The 13102-nt window shown below is 39.5% G+C and carries 11 protein-coding genes, 1 tRNA gene and 2 pseudogenes; 6 read left to right on the forward strand and 8 right to left on the reverse strand.

Features of this window, described 5'->3' with window-relative positions:
- Positions 1–22: 22 nt before the first annotated feature.
- Both VIG27_RS11765 and rlmD read right to left on the reverse strand, forming a co-directional pair.
- On the reverse strand, positions 23–238 hold the full coding sequence (locus tag VIG27_RS11765; RefSeq protein WP_394522714.1) for a helix-turn-helix domain-containing protein: 216 nt from the start codon (positions 236–238) through the stop codon (positions 23–25).
- Positions 239–543: 305 nt separating this feature from the next.
- Positions 544–2040, reverse strand: coding sequence for a 23S rRNA (uracil(1939)-C(5))-methyltransferase RlmD (gene rlmD, locus VIG27_RS11770; RefSeq protein ID WP_394522715.1), 1497 nt, complete (start codon positions 2038–2040; stop codon positions 544–546).
- A gap of 236 nt (positions 2041–2276) precedes the next feature.
- Here rlmD and VIG27_RS11775 point away from each other — a divergent pair, with 236 nt between their 5' ends.
- Positions 2277–2858 carry a prolyl-tRNA synthetase associated domain-containing protein gene (locus VIG27_RS11775; protein ID WP_394522716.1) on the forward strand — a complete coding sequence of 194 codons (582 nt, stop codon included), beginning with the start codon at positions 2277–2279 and terminating at the stop codon, positions 2856–2858.
- A 106-nt stretch (positions 2859–2964) separates the two neighbouring features.
- On the opposite strand, the gene VIG27_RS11780 is transcribed toward VIG27_RS11775, so the two are convergent.
- Positions 2965–3864 carry a GGDEF domain-containing protein gene (locus VIG27_RS11780; protein ID WP_394522717.1) on the reverse strand — a complete coding sequence of 300 codons (900 nt, stop codon included), beginning with the start codon at positions 3862–3864 and terminating at the stop codon, positions 2965–2967.
- A gap of 174 nt (positions 3865–4038) precedes the next feature.
- Between VIG27_RS11780 and VIG27_RS11785 the strand changes: the two genes are divergently transcribed.
- Entirely contained in the window at positions 4039–4377 is a 339-nt protein-coding gene (locus VIG27_RS11785; RefSeq protein ID WP_394527549.1) for a helix-turn-helix transcriptional regulator, read from the forward strand.
- 27 nt (positions 4378–4404) lie between these two features.
- On the opposite strand, the gene VIG27_RS11790 is transcribed toward VIG27_RS11785, so the two are convergent.
- Both VIG27_RS11790 and VIG27_RS11795 read right to left on the reverse strand, forming a co-directional pair.
- A complete protein-coding gene (locus VIG27_RS11790; RefSeq protein WP_394522718.1) occupies positions 4405–6192 on the reverse strand; it encodes an aminopeptidase P family protein in 1788 nt (595 codons plus the stop codon).
- A gap of 53 nt (positions 6193–6245) precedes the next feature.
- On the reverse strand, positions 6246–7028 hold the full coding sequence (locus VIG27_RS11795) for a Cof-type HAD-IIB family hydrolase (protein WP_394522719.1): 783 nt from the start codon (positions 7026–7028) through the stop codon (positions 6246–6248).
- A gap of 129 nt (positions 7029–7157) precedes the next feature.
- Between VIG27_RS11795 and VIG27_RS11800 the strand changes: the two genes are divergently transcribed.
- Positions 7158–7231, forward strand: a tRNA-Pro gene (locus VIG27_RS11800).
- 13 nt (positions 7232–7244) lie between these two features.
- Here VIG27_RS11800 and VIG27_RS11805 read toward each other — a convergent pair.
- Both VIG27_RS11805 and VIG27_RS11810 read right to left on the reverse strand, forming a co-directional pair.
- On the reverse strand, positions 7245–8039 hold the full coding sequence (locus VIG27_RS11805; RefSeq protein ID WP_394522720.1) for a tyrosine-type recombinase/integrase: 795 nt from the start codon (positions 8037–8039) through the stop codon (positions 7245–7247).
- Positions 8040–8100: 61 nt separating this feature from the next.
- On the reverse strand, positions 8101–9123 hold the full coding sequence (locus tag VIG27_RS11810) for an ATP-binding protein (protein WP_394522721.1): 1023 nt from the start codon (positions 9121–9123) through the stop codon (positions 8101–8103).
- An 81-nt stretch (positions 9124–9204) separates the two neighbouring features.
- On the opposite strand from VIG27_RS11810, the pseudogene VIG27_RS11815 reads away from it, so the two are divergent.
- The 3 genes and pseudogenes from VIG27_RS11815 to VIG27_RS11825 form a co-directional block, all read left to right on the forward strand.
- Positions 9205–10348 (forward strand): annotated as a pseudogene (locus tag VIG27_RS11815) (IS3 family transposase).
- 763 nt (positions 10349–11111) lie between these two features.
- A complete protein-coding gene (locus VIG27_RS11820) occupies positions 11112–11777 on the forward strand; it encodes a hypothetical protein (protein ID WP_394522722.1) in 666 nt (221 codons plus the stop codon).
- Positions 11778–12283: 506 nt separating this feature from the next.
- Positions 12284–12481 (forward strand): annotated as a pseudogene (locus VIG27_RS11825) (transposase); the annotation flags it as partial.
- A gap of 45 nt (positions 12482–12526) precedes the next feature.
- Here VIG27_RS11825 and VIG27_RS11830 read toward each other — a convergent pair.
- Positions 12527–13081, reverse strand: a complete 555-nt coding sequence (locus VIG27_RS11830; protein WP_394527551.1) for an IS3 family transposase — start codon at positions 13079–13081, stop codon at positions 12527–12529.
- Between the last annotated feature and the right edge of the window lie 21 nt (positions 13082–13102).

The following is a 13102-nucleotide window of genomic DNA, read 5'->3' on the forward strand; positions in this document are numbered from 1 at the left end:
TTTATAATCAGCCAAATAGAAATTACTTTTTATCTTCATCAGAAACAAACTCCAATATATCGTCCACACCACAATTTAATGTTCTACATATACTTTCTATAGTTTCCAGTGAAACATATCCGTTTCTTTTAAGTCGAGTAATAATATTAGCGGAAAAGCCAGCTTGTTTCTGTAAATCCGCATTTGTCATTTCTTTTTCTATTAACAAATGAAACAGCTTCTTATAGCATACTGCCATCTGTTTAGCCTCCTTGCAGTTTCAATTAGTAACTCTATTAAGTATATCACGCAAACGTGAATTTTTCAATTTACCAACATCTCTTCTTTAAATCAAAATACACATACATTATTCCATCCATCCTATCTCCTCAACCCTACTAATTTATCTATTCTGTCCACTCAACCCTACCTAATTTTAGGCTCAAATTTTGCATAAAAATAAACCCTTGATATGTTCCCGCAGACACACATCAAGGGTATAAGTCGAGTGGACAGATTTACTTTTATTTTATGAAACCCAGTATTCTCAAGGCTTTCCGGACTTTATTTTTTAGACATCAAACAAATGGTCTCAACATGCCCAGTCGCCGGAAACAAATCCACTCCCCACCCTTTCTTCGCCTCATACCCCATCTTCCTAAAATACTCCAAATCCCTGGCAAGTGTTTCTGGCCCGCAGGAAACATACACAACCTTCTCCGGTTTAAGTTTTGCAACCGATTCAATAAATTCCTCTGTACTTCCGCTTCTCGGCGGATCCATGAATACCACGTCAGCATGTTCTCCGTTTTCCGCCATATTTACCATAAATTTCCCTGCATCATTGCAGAAGAACCTTGCATTCTTAACCCCATTTATTTTTGCATTTTCCACGGCATCCCGTACAGCATCCCGGTTCAGTTCTACTCCGATAACTTCTTTTGCATGGCTGCTGGCAACAATTCCAATGGTACCGATCCCGCAATAAGCATCGATCACCCGCTCTTTTCCTGTAAGCCCTGCTGCTTTAATGGCCAATTGATAAAGAACTTCCGTTTGAACCGGATTTACCTGATAAAAAGAATTGGAAGATATCCGGAAACGGCAGCCGCATAAAACATCTTCAATAAATCCTTTTCCAAACAGTACATGCTCTTTGTCTCCCAGAACCATGCTGGTATCCCGGTTATTGACATTCTGAATCACTGTAGTTATTTCGGGATGCTTTTCTCTTAATGCTTTAACAAAATTATTTTTTGATGGAAATACTGGTGATGCAGTAACCAGAACTACCATAATTTCTCCGGTAGCAAACCCACGGCGGATCAAAACATGACGAAGCAATCCATAACCTGTGTCTTCCTTATAGGTACGAATTTTAAACGATTTCAGCATACCTCTTATGGTACCGATAATCTCATCTGACTTTTGATCCTCGATCATACATTTTTCTACCGGAACAACCCGATGGGAGTTGGCTTCATAAACGCCGGAAATGGGAGTTCCCTTCTCATAGTCAAACACAGCATGCACCTTATTGCGGTAATAATAAGGATTCTTCATTCCAATGATTGGTTCGATATGGCAATAAGGCTTCAGCAAAATTTCCAACTGTTTTTGTTTCTGCTCAAGCTGTTTTTCATATGGCATATCCAAAAGCTGACACCCTCCACACTTTTGGAAAACCGGACACATGGATGAGCCTCTCCCTGAGTTACGTCCTTTCCCATAGGATCTGTCTTTATCTTTGTAATCCCTGTTCTGTTCCTTATTTCTATTCTTACTGTAATCTTTGGAATGATCCTTATAGCGTTCCGTATCCCTCTCTTTAGAGCTCTCCCTGCCCTTATCCCGATTCCAGTCTCCACTCTTTTCCCACTTCTTTTCTCCGGCCTTCCCCCTATTTTTTTCCTCCCCCTTCCCCCGCTTCTTTTCTACTCCCTTATCCCATTTCTTCTCCCCACCTTTACTCTTATCCTTACGCTTCTCCAGCTCCAATTCCTTGTCCTTCCCCATTCCCTGCTTACGAAACTGTTCCCTCTTTAACCTGTTATCTATCATAAATAACTTCCACCTTTTCTCTTATCATTCTGAACAAAATAAAATCCCGGCTTTTCAGCAAAATCAGGTTTGTTCCTGATCTTACGCCGGGCATTGATCTGTTCCTGTATCTATGACTATTATAATACAATCTTTCCCATAAAACCATCAAAATCCGCTTGTCTGCGGAAAAAAGCTTGCATTTTTCCTTCCCGCAGATATAATAAATGCTAAAAGACAAAAGGAAGTGTGACATTATGGCTGATCTTTGTGAACCATTTTTCCCCGACAAGACCATTTACAATGGGCGGCCTTCCGATTTGACCGGACGGCTGGACAAAGAAATAAGAGCTTATGACCGGTTGGACCGGCTGGGAATCCATTATCAGCGGCTGGATCATTCTGCGCTCCCTACGATCGAGTCCTGCCGGGAGGTGGATATCCTCTTACAAACCGAGGTTTGTAAAAATCTATTTCTCTGCAATGCGCAAAGAACCGATTTCTACCTGCTCCTGCTGCCTGGCGCTAAAAAATTCCGGACGGCTGTTCTTTCCAAGCAGATTGGTTCTGCAAGACTTACCTTTGCGGAACCGGAATTCATGGAAAAGTTTCTGGACATTACCCCTGGCTCCGTATCTGTCATGGGACTTATGAATGACAAAGACCACCGCGTCCGATTACTGATCGACCGGGAGGTGCTGTCTCAGGAATATTTTGCCTGTCATCCCTGCATCAACACTTCAAGTCTGAAGTTTAAGACTTCGGATCTTTTAAACAAATTTTTACCAGCCATTGATCATGATTTTACATTGGTGGATTTGCCTTATGCTCCCACATAATACGTATTTCAATTTCATTATAAACTGAAAAATGCAAAATAAGCAAAACAAGTCAGGTCTGTTCTCTCTGTCTCATTTTGCTTATTCTTATTGGTCCCCTTATCCCTCAAGTCATAATCCAGGGGTCATTATGAAGGAATGCAATCCGGTTTTTACCGGAAGTCTTTGCGCGATACATGGCTCTGTCCGCTTGGGAAAATAGTTCCTGATAATCGTCTCTGTGCATTCCGGTACAGGTTACAATACCAATGCTGGCCGATAAACGCCCTTCCTCCTCGGGCACAATCCGCTCTACCTGTTCCAGAAAATCTTTTGCACGCTGATGGACATCGGAGGTTGACGTAAACACCACAAATTCGTCGCCTCCTACCCTTCCGATCAGATCCGGTTCTGGAAACAGCTGACAGAGTACCGCTCCTATCTGCTCCAGGATACGGTCTCCTGCCGGGTGCCCAAAACTATCATTGATTTCCTTAAAATTGTCGATATCAATCATACACAGCCAGCCTTTTTTTCCGCCCTTCATTTTTTTCTCTACCCGGTATTCAAAAGCGGTTTTATTGTAAACACCCGTCAGTCCGTCCTTGGTGGACTGAAGCATAAGCTGCTCTTCTCTTTTCTTTAATTTACTGATGTCCTGCAGCTTTCCCATAAGGCTCACTGGCTGTTTCCCATCCTCCCCCCATTTTGCACAAAGCTTACAGCAGCACCAGTGGTATGGCTCTCCCATTTTTCCGAGACATATTTCAAAAGACTGAATTTCCCCGGCCTTGGGAGCATTGTCCCTGTGTTTTACAAAAAAATGCTCCAATGCCTCTAAGTCCAGCTGTCCCCTTGCATTGGAAGACAGCTGCATTTGTCCGTCCGGATAGGAATATTCAAATAGCACTGTATCCGCAAAAAGACCTATATTTCTATACAAATGATCCGCTTCACTGTAATGGACGGCCCGAAACCCATTTGCGGCGCTCCGCCCATTGAATCCCTTTCCTGAACTTTCAATCATGATTCGTCCCCCTGTACCTGGTAGAATACCTCATTATGCATCTTTTTCACTCATATATGATACATGATAACGCTTTTTACACGTATATGCAACTTGTTTTTCTCTCATTATTACGCATATAATACGTAATGTTTGTATAAAATATCCTTTATTATTAACCAAGAGGTGAGAATGTTGGATGAACAGTTTGTCAGGAATCGAATTACGGAGCTTCGCCTGAAAAAAGATATCTCCGAATATCAGATGAGCCTGGATTTAGGGAAAAATAAAAGCTATATTCAGGGGATCTCTTCAGGTCGGTCAATGCCTTCTATGAAACAGTTTTTTGAAATCTGCGATTATCTTGAAATTACTCCCATAGAATTTTTTAGTACGGAAAATAAAGAACAGCCTCTTCTAAGGGAGGCCAATGCTTTAATGAAAAATTTGACCAAAGAAGACTTGGAGGCATTATTTCCCTTACTGCTGCGGCTGAAAAAAAGGGCGGACGATCAAAAGAGTGCAGAACCATAAATGCTATGGTCCTGCACCCCTTCTTTTTTATATTGATCTTGTATTTTCCTTCAGCCACAGCGCCTCTTCTCCTGAAACATACGGAGACAATTTTTCATAAACCACTCGGTGATAATTATTTAAAAGCTCTACATCTTTTTCCGTCATAATGGATTTGTCAAGGGCCTCCAAGTCAATAGGAACCATTGTCAAAAATTCAAATTCCATAAACTGGCCATATTCATTCTCTTCCGCTTTTTTACAAACAACCAGATTTTCAGTTCTGACACCATGACTGCCTTCGATGTAGACACCTGGTTCATCCGAAGTGATCATTCCTTCTTCTAAAATACAGTTGTCCTGACGCTCCGGAACCATGCGCCAGCGGATTCCGTTGGGACGCTCATGGACATTTAACAAATATCCCACTCCATGACCGGTCCCGTGATCAAAGTTAATGCCGCGGCTCCAGAATGGTTCTCTTGCTACGTAATCCAAGGTCAGGCCACGACAGCCATACAAGAACTTCACTGCTCCCAGACGAAGCATACTCATGACAGTCAGCGTAAAATGCTCCCGCTCTGCATCGGTCAGCGGGCCTAATGCGATGGTTCTGGTCACGTCTGTGGTTCCTTCATAATACTGGCCGCCGGAATCTACCAGATACAGTCCCCTTGGCTCCAATGGAGTATCATTTTCAGCGGTTGCTTTATAATGACACATGGCAGCATTGGCTCCATAAGCGGAAATGGTATCAAAGCTTAATCCAAGGTTGCCCTCCTGCTGGGAACGCAGATGATCCAGATGCTCCTGGGCGCTGACTTCTGTAATGGTTTCTTTTCCCACATGCTGCTTCAGCCAGTAAATATATTTTACCATGGCAACCCCGTCCTTTATGTGGGCTTTTTTCATATTTTCCACTTCTACGGGATTCTTTATGGCTTTGGCAAGTGCGGTGGGATTCATCTTATCAATGATCCGGTTGGAACTGTCGATTCCTTTTATGACAGCATAATTGGCTTTGCCCGTCTCTACAAGGACTTTTTCATTCTTTAAAAGGGCAACCGCCTTATAAATGTCATTATATGGACAGATCGTAATTCCAAGGTCTTTGAGATAGCCCCTTACTTCCTCATTTAATACCTGTTCATTGATATATAATTGGAAGCTGTCCAAGGTTATCAGCGCATACGAAAGGACGACCGGATTACAGTTCACGTCATTTCCTCTGATATTTAAAAGCCAGGCAATATCATCAAGTGTAGTCAAAACATGAGCTGTGGCCTTTTCTTTTTTCATTTTGCTGCGAAGCTCCTTGATTTTTTCAAGAGCAGACTTACCCGCAAAATTTTCTTTTAAAATCCAAACCGGCTCAGAGGAAAGCTCCGGGCGTTCCTTCCAGATCTCTGCCACAAGGTCTTTCTCATGAGCCAGTTTCACATGTTTGTATTCCAGCAATTCTTCCAATTCTTTTCCAGTCTTACCGTTCACCACACGTCCGTCAAATCCGAGACAGCCACCTTCGGGAAGAACCTCATCTAAGTACTCTTCCATGGTCGGGACTCCGGGCTGCCCCATCTTGCGGAGGGTTATCCCGGTTTCTGCAAGCTGCTGTGCCGCCTGAACGAAATAACGGCCATCCGTCCACAGTCCTGCTTCATTCATTGTGATTACGGCCGTACCTGCAGAGCCTGTAAAACCGGTTATGAATTCACGGCATTTAAAATAATCACCTACATACTCAGACTCATGAAAATCTGAAGTCGGAATCATGTAAGCATCCATATGATGCACAGCCATTAGCTGTCTGAGTTGTTCCAATCTTTCTTTGATCATTGTGCTGTCTCCTTTGGTCTTTATTGATTGCATAACAGGGTTTTCACCCTGATTTACCGGATCAATCCAAAATGCAGGCAGGCATTCCTGATGCCGTCCTGATCTATGGGGTCCGTAACATAGTCCGCAGCTTTTTTCAGTTCTTCCATGGCATTTCCCATGGCAATCCCTTTTCCTGCGGCTTTTATGATATCGTAGTCATTCATACTGTCTCCAAATGCAAAGGTTTCGGATAACGGTATTTTAAAATATTCACACAGTCTTATCAGACCAACCGCCTTCGATGCTTTCCGCTCCACCACGTCTGCTCCCTTTTTATCTGCAAACATATGGACATGGATTTCCGGAAATGCCTCTTCCATGGCTTTGGCACCGGCTTCATCTCCCATATAAGCCATGGTCCGCACCTCTAAGTCCAATAGCTTGTAAGGGTCTTCAAACCGCCTGCCGCATTCGCCCCAAAGCTCGATATCATGAGCTTTTACATGCTCAGGGTGAATGTAGTAATCACAATCTCCCACCGTAGTTCCCACACTATATGGCATAGTTTCAGCATATTTTAAAATCTGCTTTAATAGATTCTTATCAAAGGTGTGTTCGTAAATGATCTTATCTCCAACGGTCACCTTTGTCCCATTGAGATGAATGATCGCATCAGGTTTTACCTGGTCACGAATAGCTGCACTGAAAAGGGAATCCATATCTCTGCCCGTAGCTATTACTATGGTATAATTTTCCCGCAGCTGTTCGATGGTTTCCATGGCACTGGCTGGAATCGTCCAGTCTTTATGGTCAAGCAACGTCATATCTACATCAAAGCTTACGATTGGCTTCATCTATTTTCACCTATTTTCTATATTAAAATTATCATGTCCATACCATCATAGCCTAAATTTGAAAATTTTTCAAGAAATATACTTTACCAATCCGAAACTTTCTGCTATAATGTCATAGTGTCAGCAAAACGGAGTATGGCGTAGCTTGGTAGCGCGCTCGGCTGGGGGCCGAGAGGTCGCAGGTTCAAATCCTGTTACTCCGATTTTTCCTTGAATTTACGAAGTTTCAAGAGATACAAAGAGAGAATCATCTTGATTACTTTCGATTACTTTTTGATTTAAGGTGTTTTCTTCTTTAGACATAGCGATTTCTTTAGTAACCATTTGAACAAACAGTTGTTTGTCTTGCATGTTGCTAACATCGTAGGTGTAATATTGTTCGTTTACCTCTTCAGTATGCCCCATCAAAGCACTGACCACGGTAGACGACAATCCATTACACTTTAGCTTGGATGAAAATGTTCTTCGATAAGCATGAATACTCTTATTAGGAATCCCCACTTGTTTACATTTGTTTCTTGCGCAATCTGATATTACAGGGGCATGTATCCTTCCATATTCATTGGCAAAAATAAACTCATTTAGATACCCATATTCTTCCTGTATTTTTCTTAGTTGTCTTAATAAATTCACAATCTCGTCAATTAATGGCATATATCTTGATTTCCCATTTTTAGTAGCACCTATAAAGAACTCTTTTGTGTTGCGGACATATTTTTCTGATTTATTTACCACAATCATACCATTTTGAATATCAGACCATTTTAATGCAGCGATTTCACTTACTCTGAATCCGGTAAGACTGGCAAATTCAACAGCATAAGTCGGAATATAGTTGGGTTGCTCTCTATGATCTTCTTCAAATTTCTCATATAAAAGTTTAAACTCTTCCCTCGATATCGTTCTTTCTTCTGCTGTTTTGATTTTTCTTGTACAATACTGATAGAATGATTTTGCTTCAATGTTTACAGTAGTATTTGGAATTGTGATAGACAGCATTCTCTTTATCATTGAATGTTCCGCATTCAGGACATTTTACTTTCCTAGCCATCCAAAACTCCCCCCCCCCTTTCTACTCTTCGATTAAGATACCTTCCTCTCTAATCAAGTCCTGTAAATCATCAAGGATCAGCATAAGTAAATCAATTTGAGTTGCATCACAGTCTCTTACTAACTTGCCCTTTCCCAATTCCTTATTTGTAATTGCTGTGTATTTGTCCATCATTCCCTGGTCATTTAATGCCTTTGCAATCTTTCTAATCTTTGCAACAGTTTCTTTGAAATCTGCTACTTCAGACTGTTCCTTGTACACCTCAATTGGCTTGTCAGTTACGGTTGCTCCGTCTTCTTTTGCCAACTTATCAATAGCCTGTTGCATATCTTCTAATAAGGCGTTGTATGTAAATGGGATCTTTGCTGACATGTACTTGTTTCTTGAACCCGCTTCAAGTTCTTTGCTACCACGAAGATAGAGAACCATTCTATTCTCGCCACTTTCGGTAGGCTCGAATGTAGAATATCCAATAACATCTACAAGTCTTGCAAGGACTTTAAGACCTCTTTTGTCTACGGTTGGCTGAGTTCTATCATACTTCTCTCCATTCTCCTTAATCTGTTTTGTGTCGCTGTGAGAAATAACAACTAATGTGTATCCAGCTTTTACGATGTCCTGAAAATATGCATCGTATTCTCTTTCAACCGCCTTATAACCACGCTTTGATTCTGTCTCATCAAGATAATCAACACCTTCTTTTGCAAGAATGTATGCTTCACACATGTCATAAGCTAAATCTGCCGTATCTACAATTACAGTTTTGAATATTGTCTCTGACTTATCACCATCTTCAACTGCCTTAGCGTCCTTTAACAACTGCTTCTTAACATCAAGAGTTTCTTTCCACTTATTGATTGGCTGTGCCATTACACCAGATAACATGTTGTAACCTTTTTCAAAAACCACCAAGATAGGTTTAGGGAACTTAACCGCATTACTGGTCTTTCCTGATTTCTTGTCTCCATAAATTAAAAACGATTTACCGCTTAAATCTCTGCTAATTGTACTTGGTGTTAAATTAAAAATATCAATTCCTGCCATTTATAAAATGGATAGGCTAGAATAAATTGGACAGATATTTTAAGGTCATGTAAAATAGAAAGTAGAAAAGGAGTTACGATTATGACCGAAAGAAGAAAGCCTCGTTCCTATACAGATGAATTTAAGCAACAGTTAGTTCAGCTGTATCAAAATGGAAAAAGAAAATGTGATATCTGCCGTGAATATGATATCGCCACCTCACTATTGGATAAGTGGCTCAAGCAGTCTGCCATCTCTGGTTCTTTCCACGAGAAAGATAACCGTTCCACAGAACAACAAGAATTAATTGAACTGCGTAAACGAAATAAACAATTGGAGATGGAGAACAACATTTTACACCAAGGGTGGGCAGCGCCAAGCAAGCAGCGCTGATCTTAGGACGAAAGTAAATGTGATCAAGGCAAATACCCACAAATACTCTGTGGCAGCAATGTGTAGAGTCCTACAAATTCCAAGAAGCACCTATTACTACGAAGCAAAAGCAAAGAAAGATGAATCTGAATTGACAGCAAATATAATTGATATCTTTAAGACGAGCCGTAACAATTACGGAACGCGGAAAATAAAATCCGATTTAAAGGATAGAAATCTGATTGCATCCCGTCGCCGCATCGGAAGGATTATGAAGCAGGAAGGACTTGTTTCAAATGATACGACTGCCCAGTTCCGTCCGCAGAAAGATACCTGCAACGAGTCAAAAATTGAAAACGTGGTTGACCCCCAGTTCAATCAACAACCATATAGAAATATTGTTGTAAGTGACCTAACATATGTCCGGGTCGGCATGAGCTGGAACTACATATGTGTCCTTGTTGACCTATTTAATAGAGAAATAATCGGTTACAGTGCCGGACGCAACAAAACAGCAGACCTTGTAAAACAGGCATTTCAGTCCGTAAAGGGAAATCTGAAAGATATCCAGATATTTCATACGGATCGTGGAAACGAATTCAAGAATCAGACGATTGATAAAACTCTGAAAGCATTTGAAATTCAACGCTCTCTCAGCCATAAAGGCTGTCCTTATGATAATGCAGTTGCAGAAGCAACATTTAAAATAATCAAAACAGAGTTCGTCAGAAACCAGATCTTTAGTAGCTTATACCATCTTCAAATTGAATTGGCTGATTATGTAAACTGGTTCAACAACCACAGAATTCATTCTTCACTGGGATATCTATCACCGGTGAAGTATAGAATGATTACCCTTAAAAAAGTTGTCTAGAAAACTGTTGACAATCCATTCAATTAAATATCAGTTCGTACTATATAAGAGTAGAGATTAACACCTCTATTCTTATTTTTTTGTTATGATGAGTTTGATTGGCTGACGTAATATCAGTTGGGACACTACGCCCGTCGTCTTGGAACCGCCAACAATAATACAAATAAGAAATTATATGATAGGATTCCACTTAATGTTATTAAGGGTAATAGGGAAATTGTCCAGGATTATGCAAAAAGCATTGGAGAATCAACTAACTCCCTAATAAACAAACTTCTTGCTGAAAAGATAGAGGGATTTGTGCCGATGGACAAAAATCCTTTCACTAAGCCAAATGACTAATATTGACTGCAAATCATATGTTTAATAATATTCTACACAAATAATTATGCGACAAAAAAGCCGGAATCTTCCGGCTTTTTTATTATCTCCATTTTATCCATTCTGATCCTGATTGTTTCATTTATTATGGTTCTTGAATTTCATTAGTAAAATTCTCTAATAAAATCTCTAACTGCAATAATCGGCATGTTAATGAAAATTTAAATATTAACCAAATAATTGTATCAAAACACGTTGAGTAATGTCGAAAAAGAGAAAATATAACATAAATTATGGACTATGATACAGGTTTTATTTAAGAATAATGTAAGGGATAAACTGTTGTTATAAAATTAAAAAAGAACTATAATAGAAATGAAAACACAGCCGTATTTTCATACGAGAGTTAGTAATGACTAATTTATATATAAGGAGAAAAAATATGAGATTGAAAAAAGCTTTAGCTATCATATTGTCTGTTACCACCGTGACAGCATTAACTATTACACCTGTCTCGGCGGCAGAAAGTGACTTTGAATCTACAGCCGGAATTTTATCGGAAAACCTGGAAGATAATATTGAAATACTTGGTGATACTTCGGTGTTGGTAGAGTCCCAGGGATCTTCAGAACTTGTAACCGTTGCAGAAGATGATAATACAAGAACAGTTACTATTAAAAACCTGGAGACAGGTAAGGAAAATTATTTAAAATATGATAAATTATCTAATACAATCTACTCATCTATTACGGGTAAAACAGTTGATATAAGCAATCAAGGCAACAAAGGCGGCATTACTTTAAAATCAGAAACATCTTATAGTACTGAATATATCTCTTATGCAGATATTAGAGATACCATAGGTACAACGGCCACTGTAGCGGGAGTTGTTGGGTTAATACTGACAAAAGTTCCTGGAGCACAAATTGCTGGTGGCGTAACTGGCACAATCAGCACAATTGTAGGAGGCGGTACTTTACTAATCCCTAATGATTCTAGTCATGGATTAAAATTATCCATAAAAACCGTAAAATACTACAGAACCAGAACTGGCAGACGACAAGTGTATAAAATTACACATCAGGTAACATCTGTTAAAACATATTAGTATGAATAAAATTATTAAAACAATCTCCATGATTGTATTTACGGTTTTTACAATTATTATGTGGAGTGCAAATCATTATAAATTGTATAACAGTCTTTTGCAAATGCTGGCTGTATACATTGTTATCATATCGAGTCTGATTTGTTTCTTATGGATGCTTAGTATAAAAAAGAATTATAAATATGTATTTTCTATATTACTCATTATTTCAGCTTTTATAGTTGTATTCTTTGGCAAATTGCCATAGGCGTAATGAAAAAATAAACCTAACTAGCCGGTAACAGTCCCATTGTTATCGGCTGGTTTTTATTTTTTGGCTCTATGTCAATAGTTGGGGTGGGATTCGTATGAATCCCGCTCCATTCGTTGCTTAGAGCCATTTTTATGGTTTGTTGATGACGTATAATTAATTTCGCAAATTTAGTTACATAAAAATAGACATGCTTTATAGCCGTTTGGTAAAATAAAGTCACCACAACCAAATCTCACAAAGGAGGCTATAGAACATGTCTGATAACATTATACAGTTAAATCAGGAACTCATCCATAACGAATTGAAAGATTTAGTACGTAGCAGCGTTGAGGAAACCCTTAATGCCTTGCTGGATCATGAAGCAGAAGAACTCGTTAATGCTGAAAAATACGAACGTTCCGATGATCGCAAAGGATATTGGACCTATGTCAACACTTTGGACACAAAAAGTTGAATTTCCCCCTCTACGCTTAGAATAATACGGGAAGATAGATTATTATGCTACAAGAGCCTCATCTTCAACCTGCTGTGGAGTTTTATAATCTAGTGCACTGTGTCTCCTTCTGCGGTTATACCAAGACTCAATATATTCAAAGAGAGCTAATTGAGCTTCTTCAAATGTTCGATAGGTATTTCGATATACTTCTTCCTTCTTTAATACAGAATGGAAAGACTCTATACAAGCGTTATCATACGGATTTCCCTTTCTGCTGAAGGAATGCTTCATATTTTTTTCGGTGAGCATTTCTTCAAATTTAGCACTTGTATACTGACTGCCTAAATCGCTGTGAAGAATAATATCCGTGGTGTCTTTTACATTGATACATGCATTTTCTACTGCCTTCTTCGCTAATTCGGTGGTCATATTTTTACCATAGGAATAGCCAATGATTTTTCTATCATATAGATCCATAACGGATGCCAGATAAGTCCAGCCTTCTTCGAGAACATATATATACGTTATGTCAGTGACCCACTTTTGATTTATGGTTGACGCATTAAAATTACGATTGAGTATGTTTTCCTTATCGGCAGGAATCTTACCTTGGATCGGCTACAATTAACTAGACAG

The sequence above is a fragment of the Lacrimispora sinapis genome (assembly GCF_043633585.1).
GTDB lineage: Bacteria > Bacillota > Clostridia > Lachnospirales > Lachnospiraceae > Lacrimispora > Lacrimispora sinapis.